This window comes from Pseudomonas sp. Teo4 (assembly GCF_034387475.1).
GTDB lineage: Bacteria > Pseudomonadota > Gammaproteobacteria > Pseudomonadales > Pseudomonadaceae > Aquipseudomonas.
Genome location: NZ_JAXCIL010000002.1, coordinates 1,899,522 through 1,918,474, shown reverse-complemented (window position 1 = coordinate 1,918,474; position 18,953 = coordinate 1,899,522). Strand labels below are relative to the sequence as shown.

The 18,953-nt window shown below is 61.4% G+C and carries 17 protein-coding genes; 5 read left to right on the top strand and 12 right to left on the bottom strand.

Features of this window, described 5'->3' with window-relative positions; all coding sequences use genetic code 11:
• The 8 genes from PspTeo4_RS25155 to grpE form a co-directional block, all read right to left on the bottom strand.
• Complete coding sequence (locus tag PspTeo4_RS25155) at positions 1 to 450, bottom strand: MFS transporter (protein ID WP_322366445.1); 450 nt, start codon at positions 448 to 450, stop codon at positions 1 to 3.
• Entirely contained in the window at positions 428 to 910 is a 483-nt protein-coding gene (greA, locus tag PspTeo4_RS25150; RefSeq protein ID WP_217841715.1) for a transcription elongation factor GreA, read from the bottom strand. The genes PspTeo4_RS25155 and greA overlap by 23 nt, the downstream gene beginning before the upstream one ends.
• The gene (gene carB, locus PspTeo4_RS25145; protein WP_322366444.1) at positions 907 to 4,128 is read right to left on the bottom strand and encodes a carbamoyl-phosphate synthase large subunit; all 3,222 of its coding nucleotides are present in this window, start codon (positions 4,126 to 4,128) and stop codon (positions 907 to 909) included. The genes greA and carB overlap by 4 nt, the downstream gene beginning before the upstream one ends.
• Positions 4,129 to 4,234: 106 nt before the next feature.
• Complete coding sequence (gene carA, locus PspTeo4_RS25140; protein WP_322366443.1) at positions 4,235 to 5,371, bottom strand: glutamine-hydrolyzing carbamoyl-phosphate synthase small subunit; 1,137 nt, start codon at positions 5,369 to 5,371, stop codon at positions 4,235 to 4,237.
• Between the two features lie 315 nt (positions 5,372 to 5,686).
• On the bottom strand, positions 5,687 to 6,493 hold the full coding sequence (dapB, locus tag PspTeo4_RS25135; protein WP_322366442.1) for a 4-hydroxy-tetrahydrodipicolinate reductase: 807 nt from the start codon (positions 6,491 to 6,493) through the stop codon (positions 5,687 to 5,689).
• 13 nt (positions 6,494 to 6,506) lie between these two features.
• The gene (gene dnaJ / locus PspTeo4_RS25130) at positions 6,507 to 7,637 is read right to left on the bottom strand and encodes a molecular chaperone DnaJ (RefSeq protein ID WP_322366441.1); all 1,131 of its coding nucleotides are present in this window, start codon (positions 7,635 to 7,637) and stop codon (positions 6,507 to 6,509) included.
• A gap of 196 nt (positions 7,638 to 7,833) precedes the next feature.
• Positions 7,834 to 9,759, bottom strand: a complete 1,926-nt coding sequence (gene dnaK, locus PspTeo4_RS25125) for a molecular chaperone DnaK (RefSeq protein ID WP_322366440.1) — start codon at positions 9,757 to 9,759, stop codon at positions 7,834 to 7,836.
• A 102-nt stretch (positions 9,760 to 9,861) separates the two neighbouring features.
• Positions 9,862 to 10,416, bottom strand: a complete 555-nt coding sequence (gene grpE, locus PspTeo4_RS25120; protein ID WP_322366439.1) for a nucleotide exchange factor GrpE — start codon at positions 10,414 to 10,416, stop codon at positions 9,862 to 9,864.
• Positions 10,417 to 10,608: 192 nt separating this feature from the next.
• Between grpE and recN the strand changes: the two genes are divergently transcribed.
• Positions 10,609 to 12,282 (top strand): DNA repair protein RecN, encoded by a 1,674-nt coding sequence (recN, locus tag PspTeo4_RS25115; RefSeq protein WP_322366438.1) that lies wholly within the window; start codon positions 10,609 to 10,611, stop codon positions 12,280 to 12,282.
• 92 nt (positions 12,283 to 12,374) lie between these two features.
• Here the strand turns inward: recN and fur are convergent, their stop codons facing one another.
• Positions 12,375 to 12,779, bottom strand: a complete 405-nt coding sequence (gene fur / locus PspTeo4_RS25110; protein ID WP_322366437.1) for a ferric iron uptake transcriptional regulator — start codon at positions 12,777 to 12,779, stop codon at positions 12,375 to 12,377.
• 97 nt (positions 12,780 to 12,876) lie between these two features.
• On the opposite strand from fur, the gene PspTeo4_RS25105 reads away from it, so the two are divergent.
• Positions 12,877 to 13,413 (top strand): outer membrane protein assembly factor BamE, encoded by a 537-nt coding sequence (locus PspTeo4_RS25105; RefSeq protein WP_322366436.1) that lies wholly within the window; start codon positions 12,877 to 12,879, stop codon positions 13,411 to 13,413.
• A gap of 65 nt (positions 13,414 to 13,478) precedes the next feature.
• Here the strand turns inward: PspTeo4_RS25105 and PspTeo4_RS25100 are convergent, their stop codons facing one another.
• Positions 13,479 to 13,781: an RnfH family protein gene (locus PspTeo4_RS25100; RefSeq protein WP_322366435.1), complete on the bottom strand. Its 303-nt coding sequence runs from the start codon at positions 13,779 to 13,781 to the stop codon at positions 13,479 to 13,481.
• A complete protein-coding gene (locus tag PspTeo4_RS25095; RefSeq protein WP_322366434.1) occupies positions 13,774 to 14,208 on the bottom strand; it encodes a type II toxin-antitoxin system RatA family toxin in 435 nt (144 codons plus the stop codon). The genes PspTeo4_RS25100 and PspTeo4_RS25095 overlap by 8 nt, the downstream gene beginning before the upstream one ends.
• 162 nt (positions 14,209 to 14,370) lie before the next feature.
• Here PspTeo4_RS25095 and smpB point away from each other — a divergent pair, with 162 nt between their 5' ends.
• Entirely contained in the window at positions 14,371 to 14,853 is a 483-nt protein-coding gene (smpB, locus tag PspTeo4_RS25090) for an SsrA-binding protein SmpB (RefSeq protein WP_023378604.1), read from the top strand.
• A 135-nt stretch (positions 14,854 to 14,988) separates the two neighbouring features.
• Here smpB and PspTeo4_RS25085 read toward each other — a convergent pair whose 3' ends face one another.
• Positions 14,989 to 15,756 carry an FCD domain-containing protein gene (locus PspTeo4_RS25085; RefSeq protein ID WP_322366433.1) on the bottom strand — a complete coding sequence of 256 codons (768 nt, stop codon included), beginning with the start codon at positions 15,754 to 15,756 and terminating at the stop codon, positions 14,989 to 14,991.
• Between the two features lie 256 nt (positions 15,757 to 16,012).
• Between PspTeo4_RS25085 and PspTeo4_RS25080 the strand changes: the two genes are divergently transcribed.
• Positions 16,013 to 17,683 (top strand): lactate permease LctP family transporter, encoded by a 1,671-nt coding sequence (locus PspTeo4_RS25080; protein ID WP_322366432.1) that lies wholly within the window; start codon positions 16,013 to 16,015, stop codon positions 17,681 to 17,683.
• 63 nt (positions 17,684 to 17,746) lie between these two features.
• Positions 17,747 to 18,892 carry an FMN-dependent L-lactate dehydrogenase LldD gene (lldD, locus tag PspTeo4_RS25075; protein ID WP_322366431.1) on the top strand — a complete coding sequence of 382 codons (1,146 nt, stop codon included), beginning with the start codon at positions 17,747 to 17,749 and terminating at the stop codon, positions 18,890 to 18,892.
• Positions 18,893 to 18,953 lie beyond the last annotated feature (61 nt).

Sequence of the window (18,953 nt, the reverse complement as noted above, 5' to 3'; positions counted from 1 at the left end):
TCAATGGCGTGGAGCACGCACCCTGACCGGGACCGGCTGGGCCACCAGCACGATGCCGGAAAAGCCCAAGACCAGGAAACAGAACATCTGCCAGCGCTCGCCTACCGAGATGCCGTAGCGCAGGGTGTAATACCCCACGCAGGCACCGAAGCCGAGCAATAGCATCTGGCCGCGAAACTGCCGCCACCAGGCCGCCAGGCCATCCACCCTTGCCAGCACTGCCAGCTGGGTCAACAGCCCAAGCAACGCCACACCGATCAACCAGCGGTCGATCTGCCCGGCGATGTCCTGCACCAGCAACGGTGCCAGGCCACTGACCTTGAGCGCAGGCACCAACCCCACGTGAAACACCCAAAGGCCACCGACCCAGAAGACCTGGGCCAGTTGCCAGAGGATACCCTCGAGGGATGGCGCCCGCAGGCGCCGGTCAGATGTGCTTGACTTCGACAATCTCGTACTCGACCGTGCCGCTAGGCGTCTTGACGACGACAGTATCACCTTCTTCCTTGCCGATGATGGCACGGGCAATTGGCGCACCGGCCGACAGCTTGCCCTTCTTGATGTCAGCTTCGTCTTCGCCAACGATCTGGTAGGTCACCTGGTCACCGGTCTCGGTGTTCTCCAGGTCCACGGTGGTACCGAAGATGACCTTGCCGGTATGGGCAATGGTGGTCACATCGATAACAACCGAGTTCTGCAGACGACCTTCGATATCGCGGATACGCGCCTCGACCATGCCCTGCTCCTCACGGGCGGCATGGTATTCGGCGTTTTCCTTGAGATCGCCCAGCTCACGGGCTTCGCCAATGGCCTGACTCAGGCGCGGACGCTCGGTCTTGCTCAGGAAAAGATGCTCTTCTTCCAGGGCGCGAGCGCCCTGAACGGTCATCGGGTACTTGGTAATGCTCATGCTTTGAGTCCTGCATGCAGATCCTGCAGGCGACGAACGGTCTTCTCGGGACCAAACTTCAGCGCCTCGCAGATGGCTTCACCGGCCGCAATGGTAGTGGTGCAGTAGATCTTGTGCTGCAGCGCATTGCGACGAATCGAGTAGGAATCGGCGATCGACTGGCGGCCTTCGGTGGTGTTGATGATCAGCGACACTTCGTCGTTCTTGATCATGTCGACCACGTGCGGACGACCTTCGGTCACCTTGTTCACACGACGCACTTTCAGGCCAGCCGCTTCGATTACCTTGGCGGTACCAGCGGTGGCAACCACTTCGAAGCCCAGGGCGATCAGGTCACGGGCAACGCCAGCCACTTGTGGCTTGTCGTCGTCGCGCACGCTGATGAACGCAGTACCGCCAGTCGGCAGCACTTCGCTGGCACCCATCTGAGCTTTGGCGAAGGCTTCACCGAAGCTGTCGCCGACACCCATCACTTCACCGGTGGATTTCATCTCAGGGCCGAGGATCGGGTCAACCCCTGGGAACTTGGCGAACGGGAAGACGGCTTCCTTGACGCTGTAGAAGTTCGGGATGATTTCCTGGGTGAAGCCCAGTTCTTTCAAGGTTTTGCCAGCCATGACGCGAGCCGCGATCATCGCCAGGGAAGTGCCGATGCACTTGGAGACGAATGGCACGGTACGCGAGGCGCGCGGGTTGACTTCGATCACGTAGATCTTGTCGCCCTGCAGGGCCAGCTGCACGTTCATCAGGCCGACAACGCCCAGCTCCAGGGCCATTTTCTTGACCTGTACGCGGACTTCGTCCTGCACTTCCTTGCTCAGCGAGTAAGGTGGCAGCGAGCACGCCGAGTCACCGGAGTGAACACCGGCCTGCTCGATGTGCTGCATGATGGCGCCGATCACCACGTCAGTGCCGTCGCAGACCGCATCCACGTCCATTTCGATGGCGCAGTTGAGGAAGTGGTCGAGCAGTACCGGGCTGTCGTTGGAGACCTGTACCGCTTCACGCAGGTAACGCTTGAGCTCGTCCAGTTCGTAGACGATTTCCATGGCACGGCCGCCCAGTACGTAGGACGGACGCACGACCAGCGGGTAACCGATGCCGCCAGCAGCGCTGATGGCTTCTTCCTCGCTGCGCACGGTCGCGTTTGGCGGCTGCAGCAGGTTCAGACGCTGAACCATCTGCTGGAAGCGCTCGCGGTCTTCGGCGCGGTCGATGGCGTCAGGGCTGGTACCGATGATCGGTACGCCGGCTTCTTCCAGGGCGCGAGCCAGTTTCAGCGGAGTCTGGCCACCGTAGTGAACGATGACGCCTTTCGGCTTCTCGACACGGCAGACTTCCAGCACGTCTTCCAGGGTCAGAGGCTCGAAGTACAGACGGTCCGAGGTGTCGTAGTCGGTGGAAACGGTTTCCGGGTTGCAGTTGACCATGATGGTCTCGTAACCGTCTTCACGCAGCGCCAGGGCGGCGTGTACGCAGCAGTAGTCGAACTCGATACCTTGACCGATACGGTTCGGGCCGCCACCCAGGATCATGATCTTGTCGCGGGTCGACGGGTTGGCCTCGCACTCTTCCTCGTAGGTCGAGTACAGGTAGGCAGTGTCGGTGGCGAACTCGGCAGCGCAGGTGTCGACACGCTTGTAAACCGGGAACACTTCCAGCTTGTGGCGGTGACGACGCAGGTTCTTGTCGGTGATGCCGAGCAGCTTGGCCAGGCGCTGGTCCGAGAAGCCCTTACGCTTGAGGCGCAGCATGTAGTCCTTGTCGATAGCCGACAGGGCCAGGGTCTTGACCTTCTCTTCTTCCTTGATGAGATCTTCCATCTGCACCAGGAACCACATGTCGATGCCGGTCAGGTTGAAGATTTCTTCGCAGGTCATGCCGGCACGCATGGCGTCGGCCACGTACCAGATACGCTCGGCGCCCGGCACGGTCAGCTCACGCTTGAGAATGCTGCTGGCTTCCGGGCTGGCCAGGTCGACTTTCGGGTCCAGACCGCAGGCACCGACTTCCAGGCCGCGCAGGGCTTTCTGCAGGGATTCCTGGAAGGTACGGCCGATGGCCATGACTTCACCCACGGATTTCATCTGGGTGGTCAGGCGGGCGTCGGCTTTCGGGAATTTTTCGAAGGCGAAACGTGGCAGCTTGGTGACGACGTAGTCGATCGACGGTTCGAAGGACGCCGGGGTGCGACCGCCGGTGATGTCGTTCTGCAATTCGTCGAGGGTGTAACCAATCGCCAGCTTGGCGGCGATCTTGGCGATCGGGAAGCCGGTGGCCTTCGAAGCCAAGGCAGACGAACGCGATACGCGCGGGTTCATCTCGATGACGACCATGCGGCCGGTGTTCGGACAGATACCGAACTGCACGTTGGAACCGCCGGTTTCGACACCGATTTCACGCAGCACCGCCAGCGAGGCGTTGCGCATGATCTGGTATTCCTTGTCGGTCAGGGTCTGCGCCGGAGCGACGGTGATCGAGTCGCCGGTGTGTACGCCCATCGGGTCGAAGTTTTCGATCGAGCAGACGATGATGCAGTTGTCCTTTTTGTCGCGGACCACTTCCATCTCGTACTCTTTCCAGCCGATCAGCGATTCGTCGATCAGCAGTTCCTTGGTCGGCGACAGGTCCAGACCACGGGTGCAGATTTCTTCGAATTCTTCACGGTTGTAAGCGATACCACCACCGGTGCCGCCCATGGTGAACGACGGGCGAATGATGCACGGGAAGCCGAGCTTCTCGAGGACTGCATTGGCCTCTTCCATGCTGTGGGCGATACCGGAGCGCGGGCACTCCAGGCCGATGTCCTTCATCGCCTTGTCGAAGCGCGAACGGTCTTCGGCCTTGTCGATGGTGTCGGCGTTGGCACCGATCATCTCGACGCCGAATTTCTCCAGAACGCCGTGGCGCTCCAGGTCCAGGGCACAGTTCAGTGCGGTCTGGCCGCCCATGGTCGGCAGGACGGCGTCTGGGCGCTCTTTCTCGATGATCTTGGCCACCGATTGCCACTTGATCGGCTCGATGTAGGTGGCATCGGCCATGGCCGGGTCGGTCATGATGGTGGCTGGGTTGGAGTTCACCAGGATGACGCGGAAACCTTCCTCACGCAGGGCCTTGCAGGCCTGGGCGCCGGAATAGTCGAATTCGCAGGCCTGGCCGATCACGATCGGGCCAGCGCCGAGAATCAGGATGCTTTTGATGTCTGTACGTTTTGGCATGGTTGTCACTCAAATCCGCGGGTCAGTCGGCAAGCCGCCTTGAACAATCTGGGTCAGGCGCTTCCGGGCGCGGCGCAAGCCGGCCCGGGGCCTTGAAGCAGGATGCTCAGCGGCGCTTGGCCATGGCATCGATGAAACGATCGAACAGTGGCGCGACGTCGGTCGGGCCTGGGCTCGCTTCAGGGTGCCCCTGGAAGCTGAACGCGCTCTTGTCGGTGCGCTCGATACCCTGCAGGGTGCCGTCGAACAGCGACTTGTGGATGGCGCGGACATTGCCCGGCAGGGTGGCTTCGTCGACGGCGAAACCGTGGTTCTGGCTGGTGATCATGACCACGCCGGTGTCCAGGTCCTGGACCGGGTGGTTGGCACCATGGTGGCCGTGGCCCATCTTGACGGTCTTGGCGCCGGAGGCCAGGGCCAGCAGCTGGTGGCCGAGGCAGATGCCGAAGACCGGGATCTCGGTTTCCAGGATTTCCTTGATCGCCTGGATGGCGTAGTCGCACGGCTCGGGGTCGCCAGGGCCGTTGGACAGGAACACGCCGTCCGGATTCAGCGCCAGCACTTCATTGGCTGGGGTCTGAGCAGGCACAACGGTCACGCGGCAACCGCGGGCGACCAGCATGCGCAGGATGTTCAGCTTGACGCCGTAGTCGAAAGCAACCACGTGGTAAGGCAGGTCGGCAGCTTCGATGGTCGGGTGGCTGTCGGTTTTCAGTTCCCACACGCTGGAACGCCACTCGTAGCGCTCCTTGGTGGACACGACCTTGGCCAGGTCCATGCCCTTGAGGCCTGGGAAGGCGCGGGCAGCGGCGATGGCGGCTTCTTCGCTGATGTTGTCACCGGCGAGGATGCAGCCGTTCTGGGCGCCCTTTTCACGCAGGATGCGGGTCAGGCGACGGGTGTCGATACCGGCGATGGCGACGACGTTGTTGGCCTTCAGGTACTCAGGCAGCGACTGGGTGTTACGCCAGTTGCTGGCCAGCAGCGGCAGGTCACGGATGACCAGGCCAGCGGACCAGACGCGGTTCGACTCGGCATCTTCCGGGGTGGTGCCGGTGTTGCCAATGTGCGGGTAGGTCAGGGTAACGATTTGCTGCGCGTAGGAAGGATCAGTAAGGATTTCCTGGTAGCCGGTCATAGCAGTGTTGAACACCACCTCACCAACGGTTTGACCGTCGGCCCCGATGGCTTCACCGCGGAAAATACTGCCATCGGCAAGGGCGAGTATGGCTGGCTTTGTCAAGAAGACCTCCCGTAAATCAAGCATGAAAGGGCGATCGCAGGTTGCAAAAAAGCGGAGTGACGTATGGACACGTCACCCCGCTTTCATGTGCTGAATTCAATTCGCTGCGCGCTTTTAGTGGACACACTAAAGCTGTAGCTTACAGAAAAGTGCGTTTTAGGTCTACCGCATATGTGTCTCTAAAACACATGATTGCGACAGAGGGCTGCTTTGCGGCCCTATCGCCGGCAAGCCGGCTCCTACAGGATTTCTACAAGCCTCACGGCCTGCGCAACACTTGTGGGAGCCGGCTTGCCGGCGATGAGGCCGTCAAGTTCAGCGCAGCTCAAGCACATCCTGCATGTCGTACAGGCCCGGCTCACGCCCATCCAACCACAGCGCCGCACGCACCGCGCCTTTGGCGAAGGTCATGCGGCTCGAAGCCTTGTGGGTGATTTCCAGGCGCTCACCTTCGGCAGCGAACAGCACGGTGTGGTCACCGACCACATCGCCGGCGCGCACAGTGGCGAAGCCAATGGTCTTGCGGTCACGCGCGCCAGTCTGACCTTCGCGGCCATACACGGCCACTTCCTGCAGGTCACGACCCAGCGCGTTGGCAACCACTTCACCCATGCGCAACGCAGTACCCGACGGCGCATCGACCTTGTGCCGGTGGTGCGCCTCGATGATCTCGATGTCGACATCATCACCCAGCACCCGCGCCGCCATGTCCAGCAGCTTGAGACTGAGGTTGACGCCAACACTGAAGTTAGCGGCGAAGACGATCGGAATCTCCTTGCCCGCCTCGACCAGCTGCTGCTTCTCTTCCGGCGTGAAGCCAGTGGTGCCGATGACCATGGCCTTGCCTGCCTTGCGGCAGAAAGCCAGGTTCTTCAGGGTCACCGAAGGATGAGTGAAATCGATCAGTACATCGAATTCATCGGCAACCTTGGTCAGGTCGTCGGAAATCGGCACGCCGATTCGACCCAGGGCCGCCAACTCACCGGCATCGGCACCCACCAGAGAACTGTCAGGACGATCGATCGCCGCTGTCAGACCCGCCTGGGGCGCTTGCTGCTGCACGGCTTCAATCAGGGTCTTGCCCATTCGCCCTGCCGCACCCATCACTGCAATACGTCGCATAGCCTGTTCCTTGTCAGAGATCGCCGAAGAAGCGCTTCACACCCTCGAACCAACCACTGGCCTTGGGCGAATGAGAGCTGTCACCATCGAGCGAATCACGCAGCTCTTCGAGCAGCTCGCGCTGACGACGGCTGAGGTTGACCGGCGTTTCCACCGCAACACGGCACAGCAGGTCGCCCGCACCACCACCACGCACCGGCGCCACACCCTTGCCACGCAGACGGAACTGCTTGCCGGTTTGCGTGCCTTCCGGAATTTTCAGTTTGACGCGACCGTCGAGGGTCGGCACTTCCAGCTCGCCGCCCAAGGCCGCATCGGTGTAGCTGATCGGCACTTCGCAGTACAGATGCTTGCCATCACGCTGGAAGATCGCGTGCTCACGCACATTGATGACCACGTACAGGTCGCCGGTTGGGCCACCATGGGTACCGGCCTCACCCTCACCCGACAGGCGAATGCGGTCGCCGGTATCGACACCCGCCGGCACCTTGACCGAGAGGGTCTTGTATTCCTCGACACGGCCTTCGCCATGGCAAGACGTGCAAGGGTCGGTAATGATCTTGCCCTGACCATGGCAACGCGGGCAGGTCTGCTGCACAGCGAAGAAGCCCTGCTGCATGCGCACCTGACCAACACCACCGCAGGTGGGGCAGGCGGACGGGGTCGAGCCCTTCTTCGCGCCAGAGCCGTCGCACGGCTTGCAGTTGACCAGCGTCGGCACCCGGATACTGACCGTGGTGCCGCGCACCGCTTCTTCCAGGTTCAGCTCCAGGGTGTAACGCAGGTCGCTACCGCGCTGCGCACCGCCACGGGAGCCACCGCGCCCGCCGCCACCGAAGAAATCGCTGAACACATCGCCGAAGATGTCGGAGAAGTTGGCACCACCGAAACCAGCGCCGCCACCGCCACCCATGCCAGACTCGAAAGCGGCATGGCCATACTGGTCGTAGGACGCACGCTTGTTCGCATCGGACAGCACTTCATAGGCCTCGCTGACCTCTTTGAACTGCTCTTCCGACGCCTTGTCGTCCGGGTTGCGGTCGGGGTGGTACTTCATCGCCAGGCGGCGATATGCCTTCTTCAGGTCACCTTCGCTGGCGCCACGCTCGACACCCAGGACCTCATAATAATCACGCTTTGCCATAGGTCATTTGCACTCTTGAGGGCGTACGGCATGCTCCATGCCGTCAGCACCTGCCGCTGCACGCCCAAAGCGCCCTGACAGATGCTGTAAAAATTCTCGTGTTCCAGACACGCCAACGCGGGAGCAAGCCCCCGCGCGGCGACATCCTACCAGTTCATCGTCAAACGACGCTCAACCGGCCGACAACATGCAGGGATTACTGCTTGTTGTTGTCTTTCACTTCTTCGAACTCGGCGTCAACCACGTCATCGTGCTTGGCTTCCGGCTCAGCCTGCTGCGCACCGCCTTGTGGCTGCTCAGCTTGCTGCTCGGCGTACATCTTCTGAGCCACTGGCGCGGAGACCTTGGACAGCTCTTCGACCTTGGCTTCGATGGCGGCCTTGTCGTCGCCTTTGACAGCGGCTTCCAGGGCAACGACCGCAGCTTCGATAGCGGTCTTCTCTTCGGCAGTGACCTTGTCACCTGCGTCAGCGACCATCTTGCGGGTCGAGTGAACCAGCGCATCACCCTGGTTACGGGCAGCGGCCAGCTCTTCGAACTTGCGGTCTTCCTCGGCGTTTGCCTCGGCGTCACGCACCATGCGCTCGATCTCTTCGTCCGACAGACCGGAGTTGGCCTTGATCACGATCGACTGCGACTTGCCAGTGGCCTTGTCTTTGGCGCTGACGTGCAGGATGCCGTTGGCGTCGATGTCGAAGGTCACTTCGATCTGCGGTACACCGCGTGGAGCCGGCGGAATGTCGGCCAGGTCGAATTTGCCCAGCGACTTGTTCTGTGCGGCTTGCTTACGCTCACCCTGCAGAACGTGGATGGTCACGGCGCCCTGGTTGTCATCGGCAGTCGAGAACACCTGCGACTTCTTGGTCGGGATGGTGGTGTTCTTCTCGATCAGCGGAGTCATCACGCCGCCCATGGTTTCGATACCCAGGGTCAGCGGGCTGACGTCCAGCAGCAGGACGTCTTTCACGTCACCGGCCAGTACCGCGCCCTGAATGGCAGCGCCCATGGCAACGGCTTCGTCAGGGTTGACGTCTTTACGTGCTTCTTTACCGAAGAAGTCGGCAACGGCTTTCTGCACCATTGGCATACGGGTCTGACCGCCGACCAGGATCACGTCGTCGATCTTGCTCGCGTCGATGCCAGCGTCCTTCAGCGCAATGCGGCAAGGCTCGATGGTACGGTTGACCAGGTCTTCTACCAGCGACTCCAGCTTGGCGCGGGAAATCTTCACGTTCAGGTGCTTAGGACCGGTCGCGTCTGCAGTGATGTACGGCAGGTTGACGTCGGTCGACTGAGTGGAGGACAGCTCGATCTTGGCCTTTTCAGCGGCTTCTTTCAGACGCTGCAGGGCCAGAGGGTCGTTCTTCAGGTCCATGCCCGACTCTTTCTTGAACTCGTCGACGAGGTAGTCGATCAGGCGCATGTCGAAGTCTTCACCACCCAGGAAGGTGTCACCGTTGGTGGCCAGTACTTCGAACTGGTGCTCGCCATCGACTTCAGCGATCTCGATCACGGAAACGTCGAAGGTACCACCACCCAGGTCATAAACGATGACGGTGTGGTCGCCCTTGGCCTTGTCCATGCCGTAAGCCAGCGCAGCGGCAGTTGGTTCGTTGATGATGCGCTTTACGTCCAGACCAGCGATGCGGCCGGCGTCTTTGGTGGCCTGACGCTGGCTGTCGTTGAAGTAGGCCGGAACGGTGATGACTGCTTCAGTCACCGGCTCGCCGAGGTAGTCTTCGGCGGTTTTCTTCATTTTCTTCAGGACTTCGGCGCTGATTTGCGGCGGAGCCATTTCCTTGCCGCTGGCTTCGACCCAAGCGTCACCATTGTTGGCTTTGACGATCTTGTACGGAACCAGCTTGATGTCTTTCTGCACGACGTCTTCTTCGAAGCGACGGCCAATCAGACGCTTCACGGCGAACAGGGTGTTGTGCGGGTTGGTGACGGCCTGACGCTTGGCCGACTGGCCAACCAGGATTTCGCCATCGTTGGCGTAAGCCACGATCGAAGGGGTAGTACGCGCGCCCTCGGCGTTTTCGATGACTTTGACGTTACCGTTTTCCAGAATGGAGACGCACGAGTTGGTGGTCCCCAGGTCGATACCGATGATTTTACCCATGTTGAATCTCCCGAAACTTGAATTTGGTGGCAGCGGCTGCATTCAGCCAACTGCGGTAATACTTGAAGGCTTGACACCTAGATGGGGATGCCCCGACAGATTTCAAGCCTTTTCATCAATAGAAGGTTGCGGGGCGGCTGGCGCCTTGCTGACCACGACCATCGCAGGGCGCAGCAGGCGGCCATTGAGCAGGTAGCCCTTCTGGAACACATTCAGCACGCTGTTCGGCTCGACCTCGGCGCTTTCCTGCATGGCCATCGCCTGATGGTGCTCTGCATTGAACGGATGGCCATGCGGGTCGATGGCTTCGAGGTTGTAGCGCTTGAGGGTGTCCTGGAACATCTTCAGGGTCAGCTCGACGCCTTCGCGAGTGTTCTTGACCTGCTCGTCCTCGGGATTGAGGTGCGCAAGCGCCATTTCCAGGCTGTCGATTACCGGCAGCAGGTCGCCAGCGAACTTCTCGAGGGCGAACTTGCGGGCCTTGTCGACCTCCTGTTCGGCGCGACGAATGCTGTTCTGCGCTTCTGCAGCAACACGCAGGGACTGATCCTTGGCGGCGGCCAGCTGCTCCTCTAGTTCCTGGACGCGGGCATCGACAGTCGCTGCACCAGCCTCTTCGGCATTAAGGTTTTTTTCATCCAGCTGTTCGTCAGCCATGGGTGTTCTCCTTCGCAAATTTCTGGTCTGCGAGCCTGGCTCGCCTTGTCTGACGGCTATATGGGGCCGGAAAAACAGGCTTCAAGGGGCAATCTGGTTTTCACCCTGAGGAAGAATCTCCGAGCGGGCATTGTCAGCCTCGAAAAAACTACTGTATAAATAACCAGACCATTTCCTTCGGGAGCCGCCCTCATGCTGGTGCACCTGTCCATTCACAACTACGCCATCGTCGAGCACCTCGACCTCGAACTGGCCCGCGGCATGTCCGTCATCACCGGCGAGACCGGCGCAGGCAAATCGATCATGCTGGACGCCCTCGGCCTCACCCTGGGTGACCGTGCCGACAGCGGCGTGGTGCGTCCTGGCGCGGACAAGGCGGACATCCTCGCCACCTTTGACCTGGTGGACATCCCCGAAGCGCGCACCTGGCTGGCCGAACGCGACCTGGACATCGACGGCCCGTGCATTCTGCGCCGGGTCATCACCGCCGAGGGCCGCAGCCGCGGTTATATCAATGGCACGCCCTGCCCACTTGGCGACCTGAAAGCGCTGGGCGAGCTGCTGATCGACATCCACAGCCAGCATGAACACCAGTCGCTGCTAAAAACCGACACCCATCGCCGCCTGCTGGACGAATATGCCGGCGCCATCGACCTCGCCCGCCAAGTGCAATTGGCCGCCAAACGCTGGAACCAGACCCGCCTCGAGCTGGAGCGCCTGACCAACTCCGGCGACGAGCAACGCGCACGCCACCAGTTGCTCAGCTATCAGCTGGAAGAGCTCGACAACCTGGGCCTGGGCGAGAACGAACTCGAACAACTCGAGCAGGAGCATAAAAACCTGACCAGCGCCGAGGCGCTGTTCGGCATTTGCCGCCAGGTCATCGACCAGTGCAGCGAGAGCGACTCAGGCAATGTGCTCAGCGCCCTCACCTCCAGCCTCAACCGCCTGGGTGCCGCCAGCAACGCCCCCAAGGCACTGGGCGAGGCCGCCAACCTGATCGCCAGCGCGCAGATCCAGGTCGAGGAAGCCGTGGGTGAGCTCAACCGCTTCCTGGACAACTTCGATGCCGACCCCATGCGCCTGCAGGACCTGGAAGAGCGGCTCGACACCATCTACACCCTGGCGCGCAAACACCGCGTACACCCGACCGAGCTGCCGCATCTGCAACAACAGTTGATGGAAGAGTTGGAAGGGCTGAATGCCAGTGACGAATCCCTCGAACGCCTGGCTGATGAGCTGACTGCCTACGCCCATCACTATAAAGAGAAGGCCAGCGAGCTGAGCGCACTGCGCCAACAGGCCGCCAGCCAACTAGCGACCGCCGTGGAGCAAGAAATCCAGCGCCTGGGTATGCCCGGCGGGCGTTTCTGCATCGAGCTGACGCCAAACGAAGGACAGGAACTGTCGCCCCACGGCCTGGAACTGATCGAACTGCTGGTCAGCGCCAACCCTGGTCAACCTCTCAAGGGCCTGGCCAAGGTGGCATCGGGCGGCGAACTGTCGCGCATCAGCCTGGCGATCCAGGTCATCACTGCCCAGACATCGCGCATCCCGACCCTGGTGTTCGACGAAGTCGACGTAGGCATTGGCGGCCCCACTGCCGAAATCGTCGGCCAGTTGTTGCGCCGACTGGGTGAGCGCGGCCAGGTGCTGACCGTAACCCACCTGCCCCAGGTGGCCGCGCAGGGGCACCACCACCTGTTCGTGCACAAAGTGCGCAACAGCGACACCACCCACACAGCGGTGGCCAGCCTGGCCAAACGCGAGCGGGTCGAGGAAGTGGCGCGGATGCTTGGCGGCATTGATCTGACCAAGGAATCTTTGGCGCATGCGCGCAAGATGGTGGTCAGCGGCAAGGCTTGAGATTTCCACCCACCCAATACAGCCCCAACCCAAGCCATAAAACACAAAGGCGACCCTAAGGTCGCCTTTGTCATGAATAACGATAAAAATCGTTACTTCTTCTTACGCACGTACAGAACCAGATTGTGCTCAACCAGTTCGTAGCCATGCTCGGTTACGATCTCTTTCTGGCGCCGTTCGATCTCAGCATCCATGAACTCAATGACCTCGCCGGTATCCACGTTGACCATATGGTCGTGGTGACCGCCGTCCGCCAGCTCGAATACCGCGTGACCGCCATCAAAGTTGTGGCGAACCACCAGACCCGCCGCTTCGAACTGGGTCAGTACGCGATACACGGTCGCCAGACCGACGTCCTCGCCCGCTTCCATCAGCGCCTTGTAAACATCCTCGGCACTCATGTGACGCTGCTCGGTCGAGTCCAGCATTTGAAGGATCTTGACTCGAGGCAGGGTCACCTTGAGACCGGCTTTGCGCAATTCGCTATTTTCAACCATGGTCAGCTTTCTCGCCGATGCTGCTTCGCAGCTTCTCTTAATACGGGTATGATCGGGGTTTACGTTGTCCAGCCAAGATAGTGGAAGTCGCCCACCGATGCAAAACAACACCAAGCTCTTGCTAACCAGCCTCACCTTTGTGGGACTGCTCGCACTCGCCGGTTGCTCGTTTCCCGGGGTTTACAAAATCGACATCCAGCAGGGCAATGTCGTTACGCAAGACATGATAGACCAATTACGCCCCGGAATGACCCGACGGCAAGTAAGGTTTATCATGGGCAACCCGCTTATTCAGGACACCTTCAACACCAATCGTTGGGACTACCTGTACAGTCTGCAACCTGGTGGCGGCCAACGCCAGCAGGAGCGCATGAGCATCTTCTTCAATGAAAACGACCAGCTGGTCAGCCTGTCCGGCGACTTCATGCCAGGCGTGAGCAAGGACCAGGAGATCCTCGGCGGCAGCGGTGATACCACCGTCAGCCCAGCTGGCGAGCAAGGCCAACCGGCTCCGCAGCCAGAAGAAAAACCTGCCAAGCCAGGCTCGGTGGAAGAGTCCATCCAGCGCGAAATCGACACCATCGAGACCACGCCGGTGCCGACCCCCGCTCCGCTGGAAACCTCGCCGCAGTAAACCTGCGAGCAGCAAAAAGCCCGGATCGATATCCGGGCTTTTTTATGCGCCACGCCAAGGTACGACTAGCGCTTGTCTCTGGCTTTGGCGGCGCGCTGCTTGCGGGCTTCCTTGGGGTCGACCAGCAGAGGCCGATAGACCTCCAGGCGGTCGCCCTCCTCTACCTGGCGTATGGCCGGGTCACTGACCACTTTGCCGAAAATTCCCACAGGGCAACCTTCGACATCGAGCCCAGCCACCTCGACCGCAATCCCCGAAAGCCGCAACGCCTCGCGCACCGTTGTCCCGCTAGCGACCTTGCAGGCCAAGAGCCACTGCCGCTCTGGCGTGGCGTAGGCCACCTCGATGCTCAGCAATCGCTCAACCATTGAGCTGCTTGGCGCGCTGGCAAAACGCATCCACCAGGGTGTTCGCCGCTTGGTTGAACAAGGGCCCCAGTGTTGCCCGCACGATTGGCCCGGCATAGTCGAACGAAAGGTCCAGGCTGATCTTGCAGGCTTTTTCACCCAGCGGCTTGAACACCCACACACCATGCAATTGGGTGAATGGCCCTTCCTCGAGATTCATCACGATCGACTCCCCCGGCACCAGCACATTGCTCGTAACAAAATGCTGACTCATACCGCCTTTGGCCACTTCCAGTTTCGCCCGCATATGCGTGTCACTGGCTTCGATCACGGTCGATGCCGAGCACCAGGGCAGGAATTTCGGGTAGCTGGCCACGTCGTTGACCAGATCGTACAGCGCCTGGGCGGGATACGGCAGCAGGGCGGAGCGTTGAATATGGGTAGTCATCCAGGCGTCACTTCCAAGGCTGGGTGGCGGCGCTTCGCAGCGTGCCGAAAACAGGTTCTGTGCAAAAGACAGGCCTCGTATTGTCCGGTATTCATTCCACTGGCTCAAGCACACTGAAATCCCGTAGCCGACGACGCGGCGACTGCCTATAATGCCGCCCCTATGGCTAAGCAAAAGAAACATCCGACCGGGACCATCGCGCAAAACAAGAAGGCGCGACACGATTACTTCATCGAACACAAGTTCGAGGCCGGACTGGTCCTGTCCGGTTGGGAAGTAAAAAGCCTGCGGGCCGGCAAGGCGCACCTGACCGACAGCTACGTGCTGCTCAAGGATGGCGAAGCCTGGCTGTTCGGCAGCCACATCACCCCGCTGACCACCGCCAGCACCCACGTCATCGCCGACCCCACGCGCACCCGCAAGCTGCTGCTGAACAAGCGCGAGCTCGAGCGCGTGGAGGCCTCCGTGGCGCAGAAGGGCTACACCTGCGTGGCGTTGTCGCTGTACTGGAGCAAGCACCTGATCAAGTGCGAGATCGCGCTTGGCAAGGGCAAGAAGGAGTTCGACAAGCGCGATACCATGCGCGAACGCGACTCCAACCGCGAGCTGCAGCGTGCGGTGCGGAACAAGGGCAAGGAAGAGTAAAGCCTCTTCTTCAGCCTGCGCTGGCCTCTTCGCGGGTAAACCCGCTCCCACAGGTGATTCACCGAGCCTGAAAGCGGTGCAATACCTGTGGGAGCGGGTTTACCCGCGAAAGGGCCAGCACAGACGCAGCGAACCTCACCGCCCGCTACGCCGCTCCGCTCGCGCCACCCTCTGCGCTTCCTCATGCGCTTCTTCCAGCACTTCCTGCACATACAGAATGTGCCGGCTGGAAACCTCCCGCGCATCATCCGCCCTGCCCTCGACAATCGCCAGATACAGCTCCCGGTGCTGACCAATCAGCATGTCCCGGGTCTCTGACCGCTGCTGGTACATACCGCCGATGTTAGTCACCACGTTGCGCTTGAGCAGGTCGAACAGGCCGCGGATGGTATGCAGCAACACCGCATTGTGGCTGGCTTCGGCAATCGCCAAGTGGAACCGGGCATCGGCCGCGCCTTCTTCGGCCCGGGTAACTTCGTCCACGCGGGTGTAGCAGCTCTGCAACTCATCGAAGGCGGCCTTCAGGCGCACACGATCAGGCTCGGTGGCACGCTGCGCGGCGTAGTAGGCGCAAGATGCTTCCAGGGTATGGCGGAACTCGAGCAGGTCGCGTTGCGCCTCGGGGCTGTGCTCGAGCAACTGGAGCAGAGGGTCGCTGAAAGTCGAGCCGAGGTTCTCGGCCACATAGTTGCCGCCACCCTGACGGCTGACCAGCAACCCCTTGGCCACCAGCTTCTGAATGGCCTCGCGCAGTGACGGACGGGACACCCCGAACTGTTCGGCCAGGACCCGCTCGGCAGGAAGCCGCTGCCCGGAGGTCAACGTACCTTCGAGAATCATCCCTTCCAACCGATCGACGATGTCGTCGGACAGGCGCCGTTGGCGGACCTGATCAAAAACCATCACATGCTCTCCACAAACCCCCTGCCTATTTCGGGGGGCGCCTATTCTCGCCGATCCGCGCCGCGCAGACACCCATCAGCTGTGGATTTTCCCAGCCAATCAGCTGGCCGCTCATCGGCACACGACCAAAGTTTTGCCTCGGACAAATTGACACACCCACAACAGCGCTTTTAACCTAGCGCCCAGCCATTGTAAATTGGTCTTACCAATTATCCAATGCCAGTGCCTGACCAACAACAATTAGGGGCCACCCCATATGCAAACCTGGCAACAACTCTATACCCCGCTTGGTAGTCTTGGCCTGTCCGCACTGGCGGCGGTCATCCCTATCGTGTTCTTCTTCCTTGCCCTCGCCGTCTTCCGCCTCAAAGGCCACGTCGCTGGCAGCATCACCCTTGCACTGTCGATCCTGGTGGCGATCTTCGCCTTCCAGATGCCTGCCGACATGGCCTTCGCGGCCGCCGGCTACGGCTTCCTCTACGGCCTCTGGCCAATTGCCTGGATCATCGTTGCCGCGGTGTTCCTGTACAAACTCACGGTCAAGAGCGGCCAGTTCGAGGTTATCCGCAGCTCGGTGCTGTCGATTACCGACGACCAGCGCCTGCAAGTGCTGCTGATCGGCTTCTGCTTCGGTGCCTTCCTCGAAGGCGCGGCCGGCTTCGGCGCCCCCGTGGCCATTACTGCCGCGCTGCTGGTGGGCCTGGGCTTCAACCCGCTGTACGCCGCAGGCCTGTGCCTGATCGCCAACACCGCGCCGGTCGCCTTCGGCGCCCTGGGTATCCCGATCATCGTTGCCGGCCAAGTCACCGGCATCGACGCCTTCCACATCGGCGCGATGACAGGCCGCCAGCTGCCCTTGCTGTCGCTGTTCGTACCGTTCTGGCTGGTGTTCATGATGGATGGCCTGCGCGGCGTGAAGGAAACCTGGCCCGCAGCCCTGGTCGCCGGCCTGAGCTTTGCCGTCACCCAGTACTTCACCTCGAACTTCATCGGCCCAGAGCTGCCGGACATCACCTCGGCACTGGCCAGCCTGATCGCCCTGACCCTGTTCCTGAAAGTCTGGCAACCCAAGCGTTCGTTCGCGCAGGCCCAAGGCAGCGTCGGCGCCGCCGTGGTCAGCGGCGGTGGCAGCCAGCCTTCGCCTTACAGCCTGGGTGAAATCTTCAAGGCCTGGTCGCCGTTCCTGATCCTCACCGTGCTGGTCACCATCTGGACCCTGAAGCCGTTCAAGGCCGCCTTCGCCGCTGGCGGCTCGATGTACAACTTCGTCTTCAACTTCGCCATCCCGCACCTTGACCAGCTGGTGATCAAGACCGCGCCGATCGTCACCACCGCCACCGCGATGCCGGCCGTGTTCAAGCTCGACCCGATCTCCGCTACCGGCACTGCGATCTTCCTCTCGGCGCTGATCTCCATGGCGGTGCTCAAGATCAACCTCAAAACTGGTCTGACCACTTTCAAGGAAACCTTCTGGGAACTGCGCTGGCCGATCCTGTCGATTGGCATGGTGCTGGCCTTCGCCTTCGTCACCAACTACTCGGGCATGTCCTCGACCATGGCCCTGGTCCTGGCTGGCACCGGCGCTGCGTTCCCGTTCTTCTCGCCGTTCCTCGGCTGGCTGGGCGTGTTCCTGACCGGCTCCGACACCTCGTCCAACGCCCTGTTCAGCTCGCTGCAGGCCACCACCGCGCACCAGATCGGGGTCAACGACACCCTGCTGGTGGCCGCCAACACCAGCGGCGGCGTCACCGGCAAGATGATCTCGCCGCAGTCGATCGCCGTGGCCTGCGCCGCTACCGGCCTGGTCGGCAAGGAATCCGACCTGTTCCGCTTCACCGTCAAGCACAGCCTGTTCTTCGCCACCATCGTCGGCCTGATCACCCTGATCCAGGCCTATTGGCTGACCGGCATGCTGGTTCATCACTAAAGTGAAAGGGGCCGGGCGCCATGGCGCGCCCGGCAACTCCTTCAACCCACGCTGCGAGAATCCATGATCATTTCCGCCTCCACCGACTATCGCGCCGCGGCCCAACGCAAGCTGCCCCCCTTCCTCTTCCACTACGCCGACGGCGGCGCCTACGCCGAGCACACCCTGCGCCACAACGTCTCGGACCTGGCCAGCATCGCCCTGCGTCAGCGCGTGCTGAAGAACATGTCCGAGCTGAGCCTTCAAACCAAGCTGTTCGACGAAACCCTGAGCATGCCCGTGGCCCTGGCCCCGGTTGGCCTGACCGGCATGTACGCGCGTCGCGGTGAAGTTCAGGCGGCACGCGCTGCAGCGGCCCACGGTATTCCCTTCACCATGTCGACGGTGTCGGTGTGCCCGATCGAAGAAGTGGCCCCGGCCATCGACCGGCCGATGTGGTTCCAGCTGTACGTACTCAAAGACCGTGGCTTCATGCGCAACGCCCTGGAGCGAGCCAAGGCCGCTGGGGTCAAGACCCTGGTGTTCACCGTCGACATGCCGGTGCCTGGCGCCCGCTATCGCGATGCCCATTCCGGCATGAGCGGCAGCAACGGCCCGCTGCGCCGCGTGCTCCAAGCCATGACCCACCCCGAATGGGCGTGGGATGTTGGCGTGATGGGCCGCCCGCACGACTTGGGCAACATTTCCAAATACCGTGGCAACCCCACCGGCCTTGCCGACTACATCGGCTGGCTGGGCAACAACTTCGACCCGTCGATTTCGTGGAAAGACCTCGAGTGGATTCGTGAGTTCTGGGACGGCCCGATGATCATCAAGGGCATTCTCGACGCCGACGACGCCCGCGACGCGGTCAAGTTCGGCGCCGACGGCATCGTCGTCTCCAACCACGGCGGCCGCCAGCTAGACGGCGTGCTGTCCAGCGCCCGCGCCCTGCCGGCAATTGCCGACGCCGTCAAAGGCGACCTGAAGATTCTCGCCGACTCGGGCATCCGCAGCGGCCTGGACGTGGTACGCATGATCGCCCTGGGCGCCGACACTGTATTGATCGGCCGCGCCTTCCTCTACGCCCTCGCCGTCCATGGCCAGGCTGGGGTGAAGAACCTGCTCGAACTGTTCGAGAAGGAAATGCGCGTGGCCATGGTGCTCACCGGCGCCAAGTCGATCAGCGAAATCACCCGCGACTCGCTGGTTCGCGAACTGGGCGCCTGACGCCTGCACGAAACACCGCCTGATTACCGGGGTACACGGCGCGCCAGATGCCGTGGCCCCG